Below are 20721 nucleotides of genomic sequence, written 5' to 3'. Positions count from 1 at the left end.
ATGCGCTCGTCCCCTAGCCGCCGCCGTTTCCTCCAGGGTATGGCGGCGGGGCTGTCGGCCGCCGCATTGCCGCGTCTTGCGCAGGCGCAGAGCGCGACCCAGCCGCCGGCAACGCCGAGGCCGGCTGCGAGGCCGAGCCCCTACCGGGTCAACGAACCGGTTTCGATCGGCGTCAACGCGCGGCCGCTGCCGTCGTTCGACATCCGCGATCGCGCGCGCACGCGGTTCGGCGCGCTGGAATATCGCAGCGGTCTGATCCTGACCTCGTCGTTCTCCGGCTTCGGCGGCCTCTCCGCGCTACGGCTCGATCCCAAGGGCGAACGCTTCATCGCGGTCAGCGACCAGGGCAGCTGGTTCACCGGCCGCATCGTTTATCGTGGCCGGGAGATGGTCGGGCTCGACGACGTCGAGGCGGCACCGCTGCTCGGCGCCGACGGCAGGCCGATCACCGCGACCCGCGGTTGGTATGATTCGGAATCGCTGGCGCTCGACGGCTCGTTCGCCTATGTCGGGCTCGAGCGGGTCAACCAGGTGCTGCGCTTCGACTTCGCCAAGGGCTTTACCCGCTCGCGCGGCGAGGTGATTGCGCTGCCGGCGGCGGCGCGCAGGCTTCCCAACAACAAGGGGCTGGAGGGCCTCGTCTTCGTGCCCAAGGCCATGGGCCAGCCGCTCGCCGGCACGCTGATCGCGTTCTCGGAACGCGGGCTCGATGCGAGCGGCAATTTGATTGCCTTCCTGGTCGGCGGCAAGACGCCGGGCCAGTTCAGCGTCCGCCGCACCGAGAATTTCGACATCAGCGACGCGGTCCTGCTGCCGTCGGGCGGCCTGTTGATCCTGGAGCGGAAATTCTCCTGGTTCGGCGGCGTCGGCATCCGCATCCGCCGTCTCGCGCTGTCCGAGATCGCGCCCGGCGCCGTGGTCGATGGCCCCGCGATCTTCAATGCCGATCTCGGCAACGAGATCGACAATATGGAAGGCATCGACGCCCATGTCACGGAGGAGGGCGAGACCGTGCTGACCATGGTCTCCGACGACAATTTCTCCCTGATCCAGCGCAATCTGCTGCTGCAGTTCACGCTGGTGGACTGAGAGCGCCGGCCCGGAGGGACCCCGTCAGGACATTGCTGATCTGCGCCCCGGCCTGCGCGGCCTTCCGGACGGTTGGTGATCGGCCGTGCTGCCTCTATCTTAACCGGGCCCTCTCCCCGATCCCGGATATCCGCCGCATGAGCACCCTGTTCTCTCCGATCGAACTGCGCGACCTGAAACTCTCCAATCGCATCATGGTCTCGCCGATGTGCCAGTATTCGGCCGTCGACGGCTCCGCCAACGACTGGCACTTCACCCACATCAACATGCTGGCCCTGTCGGGCGCGGCGATGTTCTGCATCGAGGCCACCCATGTCGAGGATATCGGGCGGATCACGCCCGGCTGCCTCGGTCTTTACAACGACGCCAACGAGGCGGCGCTGAAGCCGATCCTGGCCTCGGTGCGCAAGCATTCGAAAGCGGCGGTCGCCATGCAACTCGCCCATGCCGGCCGCAAGGCGTCGAGCCAGCGCCCCTGGGAGGGCGGGCAGTTGATCCCGATTGCCGAAGGCGGCTGGCAGACGGTCGGACCATCCAACGTCCCGCACAAGGAAGGCGAGGCCGCGCCGGTGGCGCTCGACGACGCCGGCCTGACGCGCATCCGCGAGGCCTTTGTCGCGTCGGCAAAGCGCGCCGACCGGCTCGGCATCGATGCGCTCGAGCTGCACGGCGCGCATGGCTATCTGCTGCACCAGTTCCTGTCGCCGATCGCCAACAAGCGGACCGACCGCTATGGCGGCTCGCTGGAAAATCGCATGCGCTTCCCGCTCGAAGTGTTCGATGCCGTGCGCGCCGTATTCCCGGATCACAAGCCGATCGGCATGCGGGTGTCGGCGACCGACTGGGTCGAGGGCGCCTGGGACCTTGCGCAGACCATCGAGTTTGCCAAGGAGCTGAAGAAGCGCGGCGTCGACTGGATGGATGTCTCCTCCGGCGGCGTCTCGCCGTTGCAGAAGATCCCGCTCGGGCCGGGCTATCAGGTGCCGGCGGCGCTGGCGGTCAAGGAGGCGACCGGCGTTACCACGATGGCGGTCGGCCTGATCACGGAAGCGAAGCAGGCGGAGGAGATCGTCTCGTCCGGCAAGGCCGATATGGTCGCGCTCGCCCGCGGCATGCTCTACGACCCACGCTGGGGCTGGCACGCCGCCGCCGAGCTCGGCGGCGAGGTGAGCGCGCCGCCGCAATACTGGCGCTCGCAGCCCTCGACGCAGAAGGCGCTGTTCGGCAAGACCACGTTCGGGACGCGCTGACAGCGCACCTCGCTTGCGAGATCACTGCATGGCGGGCCCGAACCAGCGCGTCAGCGCGGTGTCGAGGCCCGTCGTGTCGGCGTCGTCGGCCGCCCAGGCGATGCAGGCATCCGGGCGGATCAGCAGCGAAGCGCCGCTACGTCGCGGCACGCATCGCACGAAGATATCCCAGCGTGCCGCGATCGCTGACGCGGCTCCATCAGTCGCATCGACCAGCACGGCCCTGCCGTCCTCCATCTGATCGAACAGGGTTGTTTCCGCGCCGTCGTCGCCGAGAGCAAAATTGCCGGAGAGCCGGCCGATCGAGGGATGGTCGCTGCCGAGATCGTAACGGATCCTGACGCCGCTGATCATTTCGCCGAAATAGCGGGTGCCCTCGTCAAGGCTCATCAGGTCAGCAACGATCTCGCGCAAGGCGTCCGTCATGACATCAGGCCGCATCAAGGCGACCTGGGCGCGGGTGTTGGCGAGCACCCTTGCCGCGATCGGATGCCGCTCTTCGGTGTAGCTGTCGAGCAGGCTTTCGGGCATGCGATCGCACACGACTGCCGCAAGTTTCCAGCCGAGATTGACCGCATCGAGCAGGCCGAGATTGAGGCCTTGTCCGCCGAATGGCGAGTGCACATGCGCCGCATCGCCCGCCAAGAGGACGCGGCCCCTGCGATAGCTGTCGGCCTGCCGCGCATTGTCGGTGAAGCGCGTCGCGGTCTTGACGGCGGTGACGCGAACGTCGGCCCCGCTGATCCGGCGCAGGGTGGTCTCGATCTCCTCGCGCGTGACCGGCGCGCTGCGATCGGCCGGCGGCCCATCGAATTCGGCCAGGAACACCCGGCCAGGAATCGGTCCATACGCCATCATGCCGACCGGCGTCCGTCGCCAGCCGACCGGCAGAAGCCGATCCGGATGATCGAGATCGACGATGGCCTGGTGTCCCGTGAGGGTCGGTTCGGTGCCGGGGAATGCGAAGCCCGCGCGCTTGCGCACGGCGCTGCGTCCGCCGTCGCAGCCGACCAGATAGGCCGCGTGCAGCGTGGCATCGCCGGACGCGTCCTTAGTTTGCACCACGACGCCGTCGCCGCTATCCTCGAAATCGATCAACTCGCAGCCGCGCCTGATCTCGATGCCGAGCGCGTGGGCGCGCTCGGCAAGCATGCTTTCCAGGGCTTGCTGGTTCACCCCGCGCAACCGCCGGTCCGGCTCGCGCTGACGCGTCTGGTCGATCAGGAAAATGCCCGAGAAGTGACCGCCGAATTTCTTGAACGGCAGGTCGCTCGCATCGCCCGAGCCCTTCATGAGCCTGGACATGCTGTCCGCCATGCTGCGTTCGACCGCATTCATCGCGTCGCCGAGGCCGCGGCGCTCCAGAGCCTCGCCTGCCAGCGCGCCGATCGCGCCGGCCTTGATGGTCTGGTCGGGCTCGGTCAGCCGCTCGATCACGATCACGTCGGCGCCGCCCAGGGTCAGTTCGATCGCCAGCAGCAGTCCGGTCGGCCCGGCACCGACCACAACCACATCGGTTCGTTCACGCGTCACGCCGTCACCATAAAATTATACTCAGTATACTATTTACTATGGTACAAATTCCCGCATGTCAAATCAGGGCGGATTGCGCGAGCGGAAGAAGGAGGCGACGCGCCAGGCGATCTCGGATGTCGCCACCGAGCTGTTCCTGGAACGCGGCTTCGACAATGTTTCGGTGGCCGAAGTCGCCGAGGCCGCCGAGGTCTCCCGGATGACTGTGTTCAATTACTTTCCACGCAAGGAAGACCTGTTCTTCGACCGTGAAGAGGAAAGCCGGCAGATGCTGCGGGCCGGCTTTGCCGAGCGGCCGGCGGGCGAGGCGCCGATCGCAACCCTCCGCAAGCTGGTGCACAGCCTGGCGGATCGCGTGCATCCGTTCGCGAAATTCACCGACGCGACGGCGAAATTCTGGCGCACCGTCGCCGAAAGCCCGGCGCTCTCGGCGCGGGCGCGCGAGATGCGTGACGAACTGGTCGATGATCTCGCGAGCGTGCTGGCGGCAGCCATCAAGCGCCCGCTCGCCGATGCCGATGCCCGGCTCGCCGCGTCGATGGTGGTCACGGCGCTGACCGTCGCCTATGCGGAAGGGCTTCGCGAGCACAAGGCCCGCAGGTCGGCTGCGACGTCACGCGAGACCTTCCTGCGGATCATGGAGCGAAGCTTTTCCGGTATCGCGATCATGCTGAAGGATACGCCCTACGCATAGATCCGGGCCGAGCTGATGCGACAGGGCCATTGTTCTGCCGCAGCCCGGGCAGGTACTCTCGAAGCGCGTGCGCAAGACACGCATCGAACAAAGAGAGGAAACCCATGGAACTCGGATACTTCGCGATGCCGTCGCATCCGCCGGAGTGCGGATTGAAGGAGGGCCACGACTGGGACCTGCAGGTGCTGCGCTGGCTCGACGAGCTCGGCTATCAGGAAGCCTGGATCGGCGAGCACCACACCGCACCCTGGGAGCCGCATCCGTCGCCTGATCTGTTGATCGCGCAGGCGCTGCTGCAGACCAAGAACATCCGCATCGGGCCCGGCGGCTTCCTGCTGCCGTATCATCACCCGGCCGAGCTCGCCAACCGCGTCGCGATGCTTGATCACCTCTCGAACGGGCGGCTCAACTTCGGCGTCGCGGCCTCCGGGCTGCCGAGCGACTGGGCGATGTTCAATGTCGACGGCATGTCAGGACAGAACCGCGACATGACCCGCGAGGCGCTCGAGATCATTTTGAAGATGTGGACCGAGCCGGCTCCCTGGACCCACAAGGGCAAGTTCTGGACCGTGACCAAGCCGGACACGATGTTCGATTTCCTCAAGCCGCATATCAAGCCTCAGCAAGCGCCGCATCCGCCGATCGGCGTCGCGGGGCTCTCCAAGAATTCGGACACGCTGAAGCTCGCCGGCGAGCGCGGCTTCATTCCGATGAGCCTCAACCTCAACCCGGCCTATGTCGGCAGCCACTGGGACTCGGTGGAGGCGGGCGCGGCCAAGACCGGCCGCACGCCGAGCCGCAAGGATTGGCGAATGGTGCGCGAGGTATTCGTCGCCGACACTGATGAAGAAGCATGGAAGCTGTCGACCGGCGACATGATGGGCCGGATGATGGGCGAGTACTTCCTGCCGCTGCTCGGCCACTTTGGTTTCAAGGATTACCTGAAGGCCTCGCCCGACGTGCCGGACAGCGACGTCACGGTCGAATATTGCGCGCGCAACAACTGGATCGTCGGCTCGCCCGCGACGGTCACCGAGAAGATCGAGCAGATCTACCAGGAGGTCGGCGGATTCGGCGTGCTCCTGGTGTTCGGCTTCGACTACAAGCACAAGCCGGAAGCCTGGCACAATTCGCTGCGGCTCCTGAAGCAAGAGGTGCTGCCGCGGCTGAAGCATCTCGACGCCTCGGTCGGCCGCGCGGCGTAGGTTTGGCGGAGAGGATAACAAGGGGCAGCGGTAACGCTGCCCCGTGTTCACGACGGATCGCCGGCGTCAGGTGGTGCCGAGCCAGAACCGCGTTTCGGTTTCCGCCCAGCCCTTGCCGATGCGGTTGCTCAGCCAGGTGTCGCTGCGCTTCAGACCCTTGTCCTTCTGGCCCTCCGGCGTGTTGCGCCAGGCCTGCCAGCGATACTGTCCGTAGATGCTGACGATGCGCGCGGCATAGGTCAGCGCCAGCTGCGAATCGCCCCTGATGATGACGAGGTTGTCGTCGTTCTTGGTGCTGGCGCGGTCGGAGAAATTGTGCGAGCCGGTCATGACCACCGGGTTCTTGCCGGCCGGATCCAGCACGATCACCTTGCTGTGCACGGCGATCATGAATTTGCCGGTGTTCTTGATCTCGTGCTCCCACCAGTCCGCGGTCTTGTCGATGCCGGCGGGCCGGATCACGTCGGCGATCTGCTTGCCCTTGAAGACCTGCTGCTGTCCGTCGCCGGCCAGGAGCTGCAGCTGATCCTTCGGGCTGTCCTTGCCCTGCGCCGGGAAATTGTTGAGCACCCCGCGCACATAGAGCTTCTTGTCCTGCGCCTTCTCCAGGATCGGGCCGAGCAGGCCCTTGTTGCCGGGATTGAGCATCAGGCACACCGCGCCATGCTCGGTGTCCTCGATCATCTTGGTGGCTTCCTTGAGGTCGCCGCTCCTGGTGGTGGGCGTGAACCAGACGCTGAGCTTCGACTTGCCGATGGTGAAGGGCCATTCGTGATCGCCGGCCACGGCCAGCGCCTTCGGCGACTTGCTGCCGTCGGCGTAGATCGCTTTCCAATGGTCATGATAGGCCGCCGCGACCTTGTCGTCGGTGATCTCGAGCCCGTTGTTGTTCTGGGTGCACAGTCCGGTCCGGGTCCAGTTGGTGCTGCCGGTCCAGACCACCTTCGGCTTCTGCGCGCCGTCGCAGAACACCGCGAACTTGTTGTGAGCGTAACGGCTCGGCGCGATCTTGCGGCGGACGATGTCGACGCCGGCCTTCTTCAGCACGCCGGCGTTCTTCTCGGTGTCCTTGGCGGTGGCGTCGGACTTGCCGGTGCTGTTGCCGAGCACGACGTGCGCCTTGCCTTTCATTGCGGTCAGCGCGGCGATCAGCTCAGGGTCGTTGAGCTCGTAGAGCGCGAGATAGACGTCGCGCTTGCTCTTCTTGGCATCGGCCAACAGCGCCAGCATGCGGGCGCCGAGCTGGCCCTTGAGGAAGTCGCGGATCTTGTTGCCCTTGGTCGAGATAGCCTTCTCCAGGGTTTGCGCCGGCTTCTTGTCCTTGCCGATCGCGCGCGACAGCCATTGCGCCGAGATCGTGCCGCGGTTGAACCACGGCTTGAGCGGGCCCGACGGCATGGCCGAGACGTATTCGGTCCATGTCGCTGGCGCACTGTAGGCGGGCTTCACCTTGGCGGCGCCGTCCTTGAGAACCGGAACGACGCCATAGCGGACCGGCGCGTCAATCGGCGCCAGGAAATCGGTCCAGTTCGTCTTCTGCACCGGCCATTCGGTGCTCGGCCGATGTTCGCCCGGCTTGTGATCCTGCGCCTGGTCCTCGAACCCGACCCAGGTGTCGACCACGGTTGCACTTTTGCCCTGCTGCTGACGATACAGCGCAAAGCCGAGGCAGTCCGGGATCATTGCCGCGACCTCCCAGACCACGAAGATGCCGTCGGTGGTCGGGAACGCCTGAATTGTGGAAATCATGGTGATGCCTCCAAATCCCTGATGAGAACTTTCCGGTCGACATGAACCTGGCGCGTCAACGTCGCCCGGCGATCCCTGAAGTCGCGTCGGATCGTTCCGGGCGTCGGGGCAGCTGATCTAGCAAGGAGAGTATGCCAGACAATCTACAACCTGATCTGTCGGCAGGATCACAGATCGGTCACGCCGTGCGCACCCGTTGGGCCGCGATGCTGTGGGCCCGATCGCGGCTCCCTACAGCAGCCGCACCGTGACCTTCGCCTTGCCCTTATGGTCGCCGTAGAACCATCCGCAGATCCAGGGCAGGCCGATGACGGCCTGGTTGACGTAGAGGAAGATCTCGCCGCTGCGATCGGCGGTGAACCTCGCCTTGTAGACCTGCGGGTCGGTGTTCGACACCGGCAGGGGGTCGAGGAAATACTCGTCGACGCCGGTCTCTCCGACCCGTGCGATCAGCCTGAACCACGGCCGGAACAGGATCCGCCGCAGGAAGATCGCAAAATAGCCGCGCAACTGCTTTGTGCCTTCGATGGTCGAGGTCCGGTATCCGATCGGCGTCACCGCGCGGCCGGCGTCCTCCCATGGCTCCGACATCGTGATCGCGATCTCGTACTTGAATCCCGTGCGCACCTTGAGACCGGTCGGCGCACAGATGGCGCCGGTGTCGAAGTCGGCGGCATCCTGCGGGATGCCCTTGTCGACGGCGACAAGCTTGTCCGTTGCAGTGCCCTTGCAGAATGCCCCCGTCGAATCGGCGAGATTGAACAGGAAGTGGCTGACCAGCGTCGCGCTGAACCAGACCAGCAGGGCCGTGAGCAGGAAAGGGACGACATGCCGCTTTCCGACATTGAGAATCCACTGATAGACCGCGCTGGTACGGAATCGATAGATCGCATCGTGCATGAACCCGGAGAGCGGCACAGGCTTCGCGCGGTCACGCCAGATGATCCGCATCCTGTCCCGAATCGTGGCGCTGAGCGAACTGCCTGCACCCATCAGCACGATGACAGCGAGGATGCCGCCGGCGAACCATTCCGGGTTGCCGGCGTACCAATCGGTCCACCAATGAAAGGAATCGGGCAGAAACGATTGAACGAAGCGCACCAGCTCAGAGATCATCCTGACAGGTGAGCTGAATTCGTGCTCCTTGTGCTGGTTATGGAACAGCCAGAACGCGGCCAGATGCAGCGACGCCGCCAGCGTGGCGAAGTAGGCGATCCGCCGCATCCAGACGTAGTTCCACAGCTTCTCCTGCGCGGCATAGCGCGCCGGTGCGCCCGCAGGCGTCTCAAACGTATTGGCGCCGAGCGGGGTGACCTGGCCGCTGCGCGAGACGACCACGTAGTTCGGCGGAAGTCCGATCGGGGCATAGGCATTGGCGCCGCTGTCGATCCGCTCGAACACGCTCTCGTGGATCTTCGGCATCGGCACGCTGACGCCGGCATAGGGATCGTTGCAGAGGTCGGCGACCTTGCGCGGACCGTACCGGTAGTACGCGCCGAGGCCGGCCCGGGAATCGTAGAGGCGCCCATCCTTGTCCTCGGAGGACTTGATTGACTTGATCGCGTCAGGGTCGGCGATCGGTGCGCTCTTGAATGCGAGGCCGCGCTTGACGGCTTCGTCGACCAGCCAGGCCAGCGGCACGAAGGCGACGGCGTCGTCCGGATAGCCGCCGCCGACATTGGCATGCATTCCGACGAACCAGACCTGGACGAGGCGCTCGCCATCGATGCTGGTCGGCACCGCCGGCGCGGGCTGTCCCGGCTCTTGCTCGGTCCAGAGCACCGGATGAAAGGTCGTGCGCTCGTCGTCAAGCGCCAGCGCGTGTCGCGCGCACTTGACCTTCGGGCTGAGAATCCGGTTCGGCAGTTCGAGCGGCCACACCCAGTTGGAGATGCCGCGCGTCATCTCGTCGATCGGCAGGCCATAGGCCGCGACGGTGTCCCAGATGCCGATGAACTCGATCGCTGGCACCGGCTTCCGCGCGATCCTTGCATACGGCTTGTTGCCTCGAAGGCGATCCCACAGCGGCACAAGAACATAGTCGCGCAGCGCGCGGAACAGCACCTCGATGCGCCAGATCGAGTGGTAGCCCTCGGCCCGGTATGCGCGATAGGCCTTCACCGCGCCGTCGTGGAGCTCGGATTCGGTGTCCGCGACGATCAGGCCCTGATCGAGGATGAGTGCGGCGAGCGTGCGCACGGTGAACGCGCCGCGGCTGAATCCGAACAGGTAGACCTTCGAATCTTTCGCGTGGTCGTAGTTCCGGCAGATGAACTTGTAGGCGTCGAGGATGTTGCGCTTGAGGCCGTAGCCGAAGGCGCCGCCGAGGATTGCCAGCGGAATGAATTTCGACGTGCCGACGCCGTCATCATACTTGGCGGCCTGCGTATTGCCCTGCAAATCGAGCGACTGGAAGATTCGCCAGACATTGGTGCGCCAGACGCTGGAAGCGGCGTTGCCGGTGCCATCGGACAGAATAATGATCTTCGGACTCGGCATTGAAAGACGCTCGCTGAAACGAATGAAGCGGATGGCGCAGCGTAGCAGGGACCGGATCGTTTGCTACCTTTGATCGCTCTTTAATCATTCCATGCCGCGATAGGTGTGAACTAGCGCACAAAGCGTCACGTGGTCGCGGCCATGTGAGAGGTGACCGCTTTCGCGCTGCTGCGAAAAGGCCTAGCCTGATAGCGGCGCAATTCATTGATGAGGCACAGCCATGCGCAGCCACGTCAGAAAATTTGCCCATGTCCTTGAGCGCTTCGGCCTTGCTTTGGCGGGAGCTGCAAGCGGTCTGTTTGTCGCCATCCATGTCGGCTCGAGCGTCTCGGCGCTGACCTCGCAGGCGTTCCTGCTCATCATGATGCTGGGCGGCGCGATCGGCTTCTATCTCGGCATCGATACGCCCCCCAAGCTGTTCCATCCGAAGGATACGGCCTCGATGCGCAAGATCGACGCGGCGGAGCTGCTCGGCGCGATCGGGACCTTCCTCGCGACAATGGTTGCGTTCTTCTCGGTTGGCGTCGTCGTGCTGCGCAGCGAGCCGGACATCGGCTGGACCGCGGCCATCATGGCGGGCTGGGTGCTCGGCGTTGCCATGCAGATCGTCGGCGGCACGATCGCGCGGGCGCGCGCTTGAAGCGTCGGAGTGGCGTTGGACGAGGCTGGTTTGCTGGCTCGGGATCGGTCGTGTTGCAGGGGGGATGGTCTGAACGCAAGTCCTGTGTCGGCCGTCACCCGCTACGCCGGGACACCGCAAAGGCCTACGCCAAGCCGGATCAGCTGCTACTCCGCCTCCCTCATCGGTTCGCGACCTTGGCGGGGTCCTTGACCGCCTTGAACGTCTCCTGCTCGACGCTGTAGAGCTCGCCGCCGACCTTCTCGACCTTGCGAATGTAGATGTCGTGGACGACCTCGCGCGTCTTCGGGTCGATCGACATCGGGCCGCGCGGGCTTTCCCAGGCCATGCCCTTCATGGCTTCGACCAGCGCATCGCCATTGGTCTTGCCGCCGGTCACCTTCAGCGCCTCGTAGATCAGATGCATGCCGTCATAGGCGCTGACGCTGATGAAGTTCGGTCGAACATTCGCGTTGGCCTTGCGGAACGCCGCGACATAGTCGCGGTTCAGGTCGGATGGATGCGCGGCGGAGTAGAACCCCGCCGTGATCATGCCGATCATCGCATCGCTCATGCCCGGCAGGTCCTCGTCGTCGGCGATGTCGCCGGGGCCGATCAGCTTGATCCCGCTCTTGTCGAGCCCGCGCTCGACAAACTGCTTGGCCAGGATACCGGCCTGGCTTGTCGGGACAAAAATGAACAGGGTGTCGGGATTGCCATCCCGCGCGCGCTGCAGGAACGGCGCGAAATCGGGGTTGGCCAGCGGCACTTTCAGCGCTTCGACAATCGTTCCGCCGGCCACGGTGAAGCTCGCCGAAAATACGCCGGCGGCTTCGCGCCCGGGTGCCCAGTCGGACGCTATGATGGTGGCCCGTTTCGATCCGTTCCGCGCCGCCCAATCCGCCAGCACGCTGGCCTGCTGCGCGTGCGTCCAGCTGGTGCGCACGAAGTAAGGCGACCGTTCGGTCACGATCGAGGTGCCCGATACCATGACGACGGTTGCCGTCTTGCTTTCATTGGCCAGCGGCGCGAGCGCCAGCACGCTCGGCGTTAGCCCGCCGCCGAGGATCGCCACCTCGTCGTTGACGATCAGCTCCTGCGCAATGCGCTTGGCATTGTCGGGCACGCTGGCATCGTCCCGGACGATCAATTCGATCTTGCGGCCGGCGACCATGTCACCGTGCTGCGCCATGTAGAGCCGCGCCCCGGCGACCGCCTGCTTGCCGACCGGCCCCAGAACGCCGGTCAATGGCATCACCAGCCCGACCCTTACGACGTCCTGCGCCTGGGTGGGTCCCGGTCGCACCGCCGCAAGCGCCAGAACGGCCCCGACCAACATGGCAAACCGGGTACTCGACATGGCCAACCTCCCGCGAGCCCGGAGATGATGCCGGGCCGGTTCGCGACTATCGGCTTCGCGCCAGGGAAGTCCTGATGAAGAAGTGACAGAACGGCGAATTTCCTGCTAAATTTTCCCGATTGGTGCCGTCTGTGGGCATGGAGTGACCTCTATGGACCCGGCGACTGATTCCGTTTTGATATTTGATTCCTTTGAGCTTGATCTCGCCCGCGGCGTAGCCCGCGTGGATGGCGTCGATCTCGATCTCAGGCCGAAATCATTCGCGGTGCTCGGCTATCTCGCCGGCAATGCCGGGCGGCTGGCATCCAAGCAGGATCTGCACGAGGCGGTCTGGGGCAACGTCGCGGTTTCCGACGACTCGCTCGTCCAGTGCATCCGCGAGCTGCGCCTGAAGCTGCGCGATGATGACCACCGCATCATCAAGACGGTGTCTCGCCGCGGTTATCGCCTCGACGCCAGGCCGGTGCCGCCGCCGCAGGATCATGGATCGCAGAACATCTCGCGCCGAACGTCCGCTCCCCGCGGCATCGCGGCACGCTTGGCCGCACTTCCCCGATGGTTGCTGATCGCCGGCCTGTCGGTGATCGCCTTCGCATCATTCGCATCCGCGCCGCCGATCGCCAACGGGATGTGGCATCCTCTGGCCGAATTGGCGCACTGGCTTGTGCCGCAGGATCACGGCATCGTGCCGGAGCAGGATGTCGAGCGGATCACCGCGCTGGCCGCCGAGAAGCAGCTGCCGCTTCCCGCCTATCGCGTTCGCGCGCCGGCAAGTGACGTACCGGACAATATCCGCCGCTTTCTCGGCGTGTGGGTGAGCGCCGAGGGATGGATCAATTCGCACCGCCAATTCATGATGATCGTCACCAATGTCGATCGGGATGGTGTCGCGACCGGCTATCTCGTGAACGGTCCGGCGATGCCGCACAGCCGTGTACCCGGGCCCGGCTTTTCCGGCGGCTTCACCGGATATGTCCTCGACGACGTCTTGCGCTATGACGGCAATACCGGACTGCACTCCGCCTCCATCACCGCGGATGGACGGATCGAGTTCAAGCTCGTCTTCCGCGAGGGAGGTACGGGTGTCGTGTTCCTCGAACCGCTCTGGACCCTTGCCCATCCAGGCCGCATTGCACGCAGTCAAACCTGATCGAGGCGCGCCCGGTGTGATTACGTGCGACGCGAAACACCGAGCCCCGCCAGATGCGTGTCGACGAACTGCGCGAGCCGCTCGCGCAGCATCTCGGGCGGGACCGCGACCATGCGCTCCTCGAGGCCGAGCGAGATAATGCCGTGGACCGCGGAGAACATCGTCCGCGACAGCAGCGCGACGTCGCCGGGATCACGATCGGGCAGCAGCCGGAGCAGCGGCGCATGCATCAGCGCGAACGCATCCATCACCATCGTGAGGATGTCTTCCGGAAACGGCCGGTCGTCCTCCATCCGGTGCTCGAACAGCGAGCGCAGCAGATTGGCGTGCTCGGTGGCGAAGCCGAGATAGGCGTCGGCAAGTCCGTGCAGCTGGTGCAGGGGATCGTCGGCCGGGACCGCCTTGAGGCGTGTGGTCAGGGCGTGAACGGTCTCCCGGTTCACGGTCAGGATCAACCCGTCGAAGTCGCCGAACTCATTATAGACACTGCCGATGGAGCAGCCGGCGGCCTCGGCGACATCGCGAACCTTGAGTGATCTCAAGCCTTTAGTGGCGATTGACCGACGCGCGATCTCGATCAGCAGGGCCCGCCGCTGAAGTTTTTTTCGGTCTCGTCGCGATTCTTCTTGAACAATGTTCATTTTCGTACTACTAATTTGAGCGTTGCTCAAATTGGCATAGGAGGCCACTCAGATGCAGACCCTAGCACTTCAATCGACCACCACCCTTGTCGATGACGCGATCGAGCTCGTGAAGGGCTTCGGCCGCGCCGTCCTCAATCTGGCGACCGCGCCGATCGAGCGGATCGCCCGCGCCTGCGACGTCGCAGGCGTCCTGGAGCAGCGGCGCGCGGATCGGCGCGCGCCGCGCCAGGCGGCTGCGAGCGGAGGCCGCTGCAAGCCGCGCAACTGCCGATGGTCACCGTTCGGCGGCTTGAGTGAACTGACCTGAAGCGGGCCCCCGGCAATTGTCGGCGAAACCTCAACAAAGCGCTCACCATGTCCTCTGCGAGCCCATCCGGCGTCGGTCAACCCCAGGTCTGGATAAGGTCTCGTACATCTCTGGCGGGCAATGTCGCGACGTCCCGGTGCGCCCGATTTTGCGCGCCTTCGAACCGATACGTTGCGGAAAAGACTAAAGGCTGCGGCATCTCCGTCATTTTCTCCACGCTCACCATTCTCCGCCACCCGAATTCGCAGACCTGCCAGCGCCGTGCGCGCTAACCCAAGGAACCGGTCATGATCAAGGAATTGATGACGTCCCGCCGCTTCGCGCCGCTGTTCTGGTCGCAGTTCTGCTCGGCGTTGAACGACAACGTGCTGAAGAACGCGCTCGTCATCATGCTGCTGTATGGCGTCGCCAACGAGCAGGGGCCGGCGCTGGTCCAGCTCGCGGGGGCGGTCTTCATCGCTCCGTTCTTCGTGCTGTCGGCGCTCGGCGGCGAGCTCGCCGACCGCTACATCAAGTCCGTCGTCGCCCGCCGGCTGAAGTTCTTCGAGATCTTCGCCGCGGCGTTTGCCGCCGCCGGCTTCTTCACTCATTCGATCCCGCTGCTGTTCATCGCGCTGGCGCTGTTCGGCATCGTCGCGGCGCTGTTCGGCCCGGTGAAATATGCCGTTCTGCCCGACCAGCTGTCGGTGTCCGAACTCGCGACCGGCAACGCGCTGGTCGAGGGCGCAACCTTCATGGCGATCCTGATCGGCACCATCGCGGGCGGCATGTTCGTCGCCGGCGCCAGCCACATGGGCTGGATCTGTGCCGCCGTGGTCGGCCTGTCGGTGCTGTCCTGGGGCTTCGCGTCACGGATCCCGGTGACGCAGCCGTCCGCGCCGGATCTGCCGATCACCAAAAATCCCTGGACCTCGACCGTGCGCCTGTTGAAGTCGCTCTATGCCGAGCCGCGGCTGTGGGACGGCATGGTGATCGTGTCCTGGTTCTGGATGGTCGGCGCGATCGTGCTGTCGCTGCTGCCCGCGCTGATCAAGGAAAGGCGTCGGCGGCACCGAGGGTGTGGTCACGCTGTGCCTTGCCGTGTTCGCGATCGGCATTGCCGCCGGCTCGCTGTTCGCCGCGCAGCTGAGCCATGTCCGCCCGAACCTCGCGCTGGTGCCGATCGGCGCCATCGTGATGGGCGTGGTCGGCCTCGACCTCGCCTGGGCGATCGCCACCACCTCGCTCGGCAAGGACGTCACCGCGGCCGCGTTTGCGACCTCGTTCGGCGGCTTCCGCATGCTGGCCGACTTCTTCCTGTTCGCCTTCGGCGGCGGCCTGTTCGTGGTGCCGTCGTTTGCCGCCGTGCAGGCCTGGACCGCGCCGTCCGAGCGCGCCCGCATCATCGCCGCCGGCAATATCCTGCAGGCTGGCTTCATGGTCGCCGGCGCGGTGTTCGTCGGCGCCCTGCAATATATCGGCCTGCCGATCGCCTGGATTTTCTTCGGCCTCGCCGTCGCGAGCTTCGGCACCGTCTGGTTCGTGCTGAGCAAGTGGGGCAAGGAGGGCGTGCGCGACTTCGGCGCGCTGCTGTTCCGGGCGCTGTTCCGCGTCGAGGTGCGCGGCATGGAGAATCTGCCGCCATCGGGTACGCGGATGCTGATCGCGCCCAACCATGTCAGCCTGGTCGACGGCCCGCTGCTGCACGCCACCTTGCCGATCGATGCGAGCTTCGCGGTCGACACCGGCATCTCCAAGGCGTGGTGGGCCAAGCCGTTCCTGAAGATGATCAAGCACTACACGATGGATCCGTCGAAGCCGCTGGCCGCGCGCGACCTGATCAAGCTGGTCGCCGCCGGCGAGCCGGTGGTGATCTTCCCGGAAGGGCGCATCACGGTCTCGGGTTCGTTGATGAAGGTCTATGACGGCACCGCGATGATCGCCGACAAGGCCGATGCGGTCGTCGTCCCGGTCCGCATCGAGGGTGCGCAGCGTTCGCATCTCAGCTATCTCAAGAATGGCGAGATCAAGCGCTCCTGGTTCCCCAAGGTGACGATCTCGATCCTGCCGCCGGTGAAGCTGCCGGTCGACGAATCGCTGCGAGGCAAGGCGCGCCGCAATGCCGCCGGCGCCGCGCTGCAGGACGTGATGATCAACGCCATGGTCCAGAACGCGATGCTCGACCACACGCTGTTCGAGGGCCTCGGCCACGCCTATCGCGACCGCGATACCGGGAAGCCGATCATCGAGGACGCGCTCGGCACCAAGCTGACCTATCGCAAGCTGATCCTCGGCGCCCAGGTGCTGAGCCGCAAGCTCGAGCAGGGCACCGCGGTCGGCGAGAATGTCGGGGTGCTGCTGCCGAACTCGGCCGGCGTTGCCGTCGTGTTCATGGCGCTGCAGACCATCGGCCGCGTGCCGGCGATGCTCAACTTCTCGGCAGGTCCAGTCAATGTGCTGGCGGCGATGAAGGCGGCGCAGGTGAAGACCGTGCTGACCTCGCAGGCCTTCATCGAGAAGGGCAAGCTCGACAAGCTGATCGCGGCGCTCGCCGGCCAGGCGCGCGTCGTCTATCTCGAGGATGTCAGGGCCGGCATCGGCCTCGCCGACAAGGTCGCGGGCTTCCGCGCCGGCATCGCGCCGCGCGTCGCCCGCAAGGCCAACGATCCCGCGGTCATCCTGTTTACCTCGGGCTCGGAAGGCACACCGAAGGGCGTCGTGCTGTCCCATCGCAACATCCTCGCCAACGCGGCGCAGGCGCTGGCACGGGTCGATGCCAATGCCAACGACAAGGTGTTCAACGTGCTGCCGGTGTTCCACTCGTTTGGTTTGACCGGCGGCATGATGATGCCGATCCTCGGCGGCATCCCGATCTTCATGTATCCGTCGCCGCTGCATTACCGCATCGTGCCCGAGCTGATCTACCAGACCGGCGCGACGATCCTGTTCGGCACCGACACCTTCCTCACCGGCTATGCCCGCTCGGCGCATGCCTATGACTTCCGCACGCTGCGGCTCGTCATCGCCGGTGCGGAGGCGGTGAAGGAGCGCACGCGGCAGATCTACATGGAGCGCTACGGCATCCGCATCCTCGAGGGCTACGGCGTCACCGAGACCGCGCCGGTGCTGGCGATGAACACGCCGATGGCCAACCGTCAGGGCACCGTCGGCCGGATCTCGCCGCTGATGCAGTACCGTCTCGATCCGGTCCCCGGCATCGAGGAAGGCGGCCGGCTGTCGGTGAAGGGCCCGAACGTCATGCTCGGCTATCTCCGCGCCGAGAATCCCGGCGTGCTTGAGCCGCTGCCCGAGGGCTGGCACGACACCGGCGACATCGTCACGGTCGACGCGCAGGGTTTCATCGCGATCAAGGGCCGTGCCAAGCGCTTCGCCAAGATCGCCGGCGAGATGGTCTCGCTCTCGGCGGTGGAGGCGATCGCGGCTGCGATCTGGCCGCAGGCGATGTCGGTTGCGGTCACGCTGCCCGATCAGCGCAAGGGCGAACGCATCGTGCTGCTCACCACGCAGAAGGACGCCGACCGCGCCGCGATGCAGCGCCAGGCCAAGAGCGTCGGCGCCTCCGAGCTCGCGGTGCCGGCCGATATCCGCGTCGTCGACAAGGTGCCTCTGCTCGGCACCGGCAAGACCGACTATGTCGGCGCCACTGCGCTGGCCAAGGAAATAGCAGCGGAACTTGCCGCGGCGCCTGCGCCGCAGGTCGAGCCCGCCGGCGATGAGGGCGAGGCCGAGCCGGCGCAGCTGGCGCAACACGTTGCATGAGGCTTGGCATGATGGTTGTGCTTTTCGGGAGCATGTTGTCAGATAGACGGCAACTGCTCCCGAGAAAGCACGATCATGCTGGACAAACTGAACCCGGCCACGGAGGACGCGCCTGAACTTGCCGCTGAGCGATGGATCGGCGCGCTGGATGCGGCGCTCGCGAGCCGCTCCACGGAGGCTCTATCCGCATTGTTTGCGCCGGAGAGCCACTGGCGCAATATCTTCGGCATCTCCTGGCAGTTTGCGACCTTCAGCGGGCGGCAGCGCGTCGTTGCCGAACTGCTTGCGCGCGCTGAAGCGGCCGGCGCGCGCGGATTTCGTCTCGATGACCGTGCCTTGATACCGCGGCAGGCCGTGGTGGCCGGACGCGAGGCGATCGAGGCTGTCTTCACCTTCGACACATCGAATGGCCCCGGCACCGGCGCGGTGCGGCTGCTCCACGATGCTGACGGAAATTCCGTGGCGTGGACGTTCTCCACGATGCTCGACTTCAACCGCATCTGCGAGGCGCGCGCCGACGGCGCCGCCGAGCAATCCCATGCGCGCGATTTCGCCGCACCCGACTGGCTGGAGCAGCGGCAGGCCTCGCGCGCCTATGCCGACCGCGAGCCCGATGTGCTGATCGTCGGCGGCGGCCATGCCGGCATCGCGGCCGCGGTCGAGTGCAAGCGGATCGGGCTCGATGCCCTGATCGTCGATCGCGAGCGGCGTATCGGCGACAATTGGCGGCTGCGGTATCGCGGCCTCAAGCTGCACAACAAGACGCCAGTCAATCTGTTTCGCTATTTGCCGTTCCCGCCGAGCTTTCCGGACTACATCCCGAAGGACAAGATCGCGAACTGGCTGGAAAGCCATGTCGACATCATGGAGCTCGACTTCTGGACCGAGACCTCGTTCGAAGGCGCGCGCTATGACGATACGACGCAGCGCTGGACCGTGACGCTGCAAGGGACCAGCGGCCCGCGCACGCTGCATCCGAAGCACATCGTGCTCGCGACCAGCGTCAGCGGCACGCCGAACATTCCCAGGATCGACGACATCGGGAATTTCGAGGGGAAGGTGCTGCACTCCAGCGCCTTCGCGGCCGGGCGCGAATGGGCCGGGCGTTCGGTCGTCGTGTTCGGCACCGGCACCAGCGCGCATGACATCTGCCAGGAGCTGCACGCCGCCGGTGCCGACGTCACCATGGTGCAGCGCAGCCCGACCATGGTGGTCAATGTCGAGCCCGCGCAGCTCTACGACAAGACCTATCTCGGCGACGGACCGGCGATCGAGGTGCGCGACATCCTCAATTCCGGCGTGCCGCTCCCGGTGATGAAGATCGCGCACAGGATCATCACCGACGAGGTGAAGCGGCTCGATGCGTCGTTGCTGTCGCGGCTGGAGCGCGCCGGCTTCCGGCTCGAGTTCGGCGAGGACGGCACCGGCTGGCCGCTGAAGTTCCGCTCCCGCGGCGGCGGCTATTACTTCAATGTCGGCTGCTCCGAGCTGATCGCCGACGGTAAGATCCGCCTGATCCAGGCCGCCGACATCGCTGATATCACCGCCACCGGTCTTGCGCTGAAGGACGGCACGTCGCTCGGCGCCGAGCTGTTCGTGCTCGCTACCGGCTACAAGGGGCCGGACCATCTGGTCGGCAGATTGTTCGGCGAGGACGTCGCCGAGCGCGTCGGCCGGGTCTGGGGCTTCGACGATGCGACGCAAGAGCTGCGCAACATGTGGACACGCACGCCGCAGCCCGGCCTTTGGTTCGCCGGCGGCGCGTTCTCGCAGGCCCGCATCTACAGCCGCTTCATCGCGCTGCAGATCGCAGCGATCGAGGCCGGCACGCTTTCCAAGCAACTCACCTGAACTCCACGCACTCGCACTGAAAGACTCCCATGCCGCTTCCGCTCGACCCCGTCATTGAGAAGATCATCCCGCTGCTGCCGCTGCGCGATCCCGAAACCATGACGCCGCAGAGCTGTCGCGATTCGCTCCGGGCGTTGGCGGAGGCGCGCAAGGCGGTGCCGCCGCCGCCGGTCGACGTGGCACGCGATATCGAGGTCGCTGGCGCCGCCGGCAAGCTCGGCGCGCGGCTCTATCGCAACGGCCGCGGCACGGCGCCGACCGTGATCTTCTTCCACGGCGGCGGCTGGGTCGCCGGCGATCTCGAGACGCATGATCGCCAGGCCCGCAACCTCGTGATCGACACCGGCGCTGTCGTGATCTCGGTCGATTACCGCCGCCCGCCGGAGACGCACTTTCCAGGGGCCTTCGAGGATGCGTTCGCCGCGATCCGCGACGTGGTCGCGCGGATCGATGAATTCGGCGGCGATCTCGCCCGCGTCGGCGTTGCCGGCGATTCCGCGGGCGGCAATCTCGCCGCCGCCACCGCGCTGGCCTGCCGCGACGCCGGCATCAGGCTCGCCGGGCAATTGCTGGTCTATCCCGTCACCGACGTGGTCGGCAATTTTGCCGACGCGGCCGAGAACGCCAAATTTCCGTCACGCGCCGAGAATGCGGACGGCTACTTCCTGACGCGGGCGACGATGCAGTGGTTCTGCGGGCACTATCTCGCCGGCAAGGCTGAGGGCGCCGACTGGCGCGTCTCGCCGCTGCGCGCGAAGAGCCTCGCGGGCGTGGCACCGGCGGTGGTCACCACAGCCTGGTTCGACCCGCTGCGCGACGAGGGCCATGCCTACGCCGAGGCGTTGCAGGCGGCCGGCGTGCCGGTCGCGTATCATTCCGGCGAGGGGCTGATTCACGGCTACTTTGGTCTTGGCGATGCCTCGGAGGCCGCACGCGCGGAGGCGCAGCGTGCGCGGGCGGATTTTCGGGTGTTGCTGGAGCGGGGCGTCTAATCTCCGGTCGTCCCGGTCGT

At 65.7% G+C, this 20721-nt stretch carries 14 protein-coding genes and 1 pseudogene; 10 read left to right on the top strand and 5 right to left on the bottom strand.

The window, feature by feature from the left end; all coding sequences use genetic code 11:
• Together ACVW1B_RS33240 and ACVW1B_RS33235 are read left to right on the top strand one after the other, a co-directional pair.
• On the top strand, positions 1–1089 hold the full coding sequence (locus ACVW1B_RS33240) for an esterase-like activity of phytase family protein (RefSeq protein ID WP_253606080.1): 1089 nt from the start codon (positions 1–3) through the stop codon (positions 1087–1089).
• 137 nt (positions 1090–1226) lie between these two features.
• Positions 1227–2339, top strand: a complete 1113-nt coding sequence (locus ACVW1B_RS33235; protein ID WP_253606082.1) for an NADH:flavin oxidoreductase/NADH oxidase — start codon at positions 1227–1229, stop codon at positions 2337–2339.
• A 21-nt stretch (positions 2340–2360) separates the two neighbouring features.
• Here the strand turns inward: ACVW1B_RS33235 and ACVW1B_RS33230 are convergent, their stop codons facing one another.
• Entirely contained in the window at positions 2361–3872 is a 1512-nt protein-coding gene (locus tag ACVW1B_RS33230; protein WP_253606083.1) for an FAD-dependent monooxygenase, read from the bottom strand.
• 55 nt (positions 3873–3927) lie between these two features.
• Between ACVW1B_RS33230 and ACVW1B_RS33225 the strand changes: the two genes are divergently transcribed.
• Positions 3928–4566, top strand: coding sequence for a TetR/AcrR family transcriptional regulator (locus tag ACVW1B_RS33225; RefSeq protein WP_253606085.1), 639 nt, complete (start codon positions 3928–3930; stop codon positions 4564–4566).
• A 104-nt stretch (positions 4567–4670) separates the two neighbouring features.
• Complete coding sequence (locus ACVW1B_RS33220) at positions 4671–5771, top strand: LLM class flavin-dependent oxidoreductase (RefSeq protein ID WP_057015535.1); 1101 nt, start codon at positions 4671–4673, stop codon at positions 5769–5771.
• Positions 5772–5837: 66 nt separating this feature from the next.
• Here the strand turns inward: ACVW1B_RS33220 and ACVW1B_RS33215 are convergent, their stop codons facing one another.
• Positions 5838–7520 (bottom strand): phospholipase D-like domain-containing protein, encoded by a 1683-nt coding sequence (locus ACVW1B_RS33215; protein WP_253606087.1) that lies wholly within the window; start codon positions 7518–7520, stop codon positions 5838–5840.
• A gap of 231 nt (positions 7521–7751) precedes the next feature.
• The gene (locus ACVW1B_RS33210; protein WP_253606089.1) at positions 7752–10019 is read right to left on the bottom strand and encodes a DUF2235 domain-containing protein; all 2268 of its coding nucleotides are present in this window, start codon (positions 10017–10019) and stop codon (positions 7752–7754) included.
• 220 nt (positions 10020–10239) lie between these two features.
• Between ACVW1B_RS33210 and ACVW1B_RS33205 the strand changes: the two genes are divergently transcribed.
• A complete protein-coding gene (locus tag ACVW1B_RS33205; protein ID WP_028343281.1) occupies positions 10240–10659 on the top strand; it encodes a hypothetical protein in 420 nt (139 codons plus the stop codon).
• A 160-nt stretch (positions 10660–10819) separates the two neighbouring features.
• Here ACVW1B_RS33205 and ACVW1B_RS33200 read toward each other — a convergent pair whose 3' ends face one another.
• The gene (locus ACVW1B_RS33200; protein WP_309145002.1) at positions 10820–11998 is read right to left on the bottom strand and encodes an ABC transporter substrate-binding protein; all 1179 of its coding nucleotides are present in this window, start codon (positions 11996–11998) and stop codon (positions 10820–10822) included.
• A gap of 151 nt (positions 11999–12149) precedes the next feature.
• Here ACVW1B_RS33200 and ACVW1B_RS33195 point away from each other — a divergent pair, with 151 nt between their 5' ends.
• Positions 12150–13148 carry a winged helix-turn-helix domain-containing protein gene (locus ACVW1B_RS33195; protein WP_253606091.1) on the top strand — a complete coding sequence of 333 codons (999 nt, stop codon included), beginning with the start codon at positions 12150–12152 and terminating at the stop codon, positions 13146–13148.
• Between the two features lie 20 nt (positions 13149–13168).
• Here the strand turns inward: ACVW1B_RS33195 and ACVW1B_RS33190 are convergent, their stop codons facing one another.
• Positions 13169–13789, bottom strand: a complete 621-nt coding sequence (locus tag ACVW1B_RS33190) for a TetR/AcrR family transcriptional regulator (protein WP_253609854.1) — start codon at positions 13787–13789, stop codon at positions 13169–13171.
• A gap of 52 nt (positions 13790–13841) precedes the next feature.
• Here ACVW1B_RS33190 and ACVW1B_RS33185 point away from each other — a divergent pair, with 52 nt between their 5' ends.
• The 4 genes and pseudogenes from ACVW1B_RS33185 to ACVW1B_RS33170 all read left to right on the top strand — a co-directional run bounded on the left by ACVW1B_RS33185 (position 13842) and on the right by ACVW1B_RS33170 (position 20701).
• Positions 13842–14099, top strand: coding sequence for a hypothetical protein (locus ACVW1B_RS33185; protein WP_253606093.1), 258 nt, complete (start codon positions 13842–13844; stop codon positions 14097–14099).
• Positions 14100–14386: 287 nt separating this feature from the next.
• Positions 14387–17858: pseudogene (locus ACVW1B_RS33180) on the top strand (acyl-[ACP]--phospholipid O-acyltransferase).
• 75 nt (positions 17859–17933) lie between these two features.
• On the top strand, positions 17934–19709 hold the full coding sequence (locus ACVW1B_RS33175; RefSeq protein ID WP_253606097.1) for an NAD(P)-binding domain-containing protein: 1776 nt from the start codon (positions 17934–17936) through the stop codon (positions 19707–19709).
• A gap of 29 nt (positions 19710–19738) precedes the next feature.
• Complete coding sequence (locus tag ACVW1B_RS33170; protein WP_253606099.1) at positions 19739–20701, top strand: alpha/beta hydrolase; 963 nt, start codon at positions 19739–19741, stop codon at positions 20699–20701.
• The last annotated feature ends 20 nt before the right edge of the window (positions 20702–20721 follow it).

It is taken from the genome of Bradyrhizobium sp. USDA 4502 (assembly GCF_054063355.1).
Note: the sequence above shows the minus strand (reverse complement) of the source record. Positions and strands in the feature narration are given on the sequence as shown.

Coding starts and splice junctions, on each gene's coding strand:
- ACVW1B_RS33185 (WP_253606093.1), top strand. CDS start 13,842: ATGCAGACCCTAGCACTTCAATCGACCACCACCCTTGTCGATGACGCG.
- ACVW1B_RS33240 (WP_253606080.1), top strand. CDS start 1: ATGCGCTCGTCCCCTAGCCGCCGCCGTTTCCTCCAGGGTATGGCGGCG.
- ACVW1B_RS33220 (WP_057015535.1), top strand. CDS start 4,671: ATGGAACTCGGATACTTCGCGATGCCGTCGCATCCGCCGGAGTGCGGA.
- ACVW1B_RS33215 (WP_253606087.1), bottom strand. CDS start 7,520: ATGATTTCCACAATTCAGGCGTTCCCGACCACCGACGGCATCTTCGTG.
- ACVW1B_RS33190 (WP_253609854.1), bottom strand. CDS start 13,789: ATGAACATTGTTCAAGAAGAATCGCGACGAGACCGAAAAAAACTTCAG.
- ACVW1B_RS33235 (WP_253606082.1), top strand. CDS start 1,227: ATGAGCACCCTGTTCTCTCCGATCGAACTGCGCGACCTGAAACTCTCC.
- ACVW1B_RS33170 (WP_253606099.1), top strand. CDS start 19,739: ATGCCGCTTCCGCTCGACCCCGTCATTGAGAAGATCATCCCGCTGCTG.
- ACVW1B_RS33200 (WP_309145002.1), bottom strand. CDS start 11,998: ATGTCGAGTACCCGGTTTGCCATGTTGGTCGGGGCCGTTCTGGCGCTT.
- ACVW1B_RS33175 (WP_253606097.1), top strand. CDS start 17,934: ATGCTGGACAAACTGAACCCGGCCACGGAGGACGCGCCTGAACTTGCC.
- ACVW1B_RS33210 (WP_253606089.1), bottom strand. CDS start 10,019: ATGCCGAGTCCGAAGATCATTATTCTGTCCGATGGCACCGGCAACGCC.
- ACVW1B_RS33205 (WP_028343281.1), top strand. CDS start 10,240: ATGCGCAGCCACGTCAGAAAATTTGCCCATGTCCTTGAGCGCTTCGGC.
- ACVW1B_RS33195 (WP_253606091.1), top strand. CDS start 12,150: ATGGACCCGGCGACTGATTCCGTTTTGATATTTGATTCCTTTGAGCTT.
- ACVW1B_RS33225 (WP_253606085.1), top strand. CDS start 3,928: ATGTCAAATCAGGGCGGATTGCGCGAGCGGAAGAAGGAGGCGACGCGC.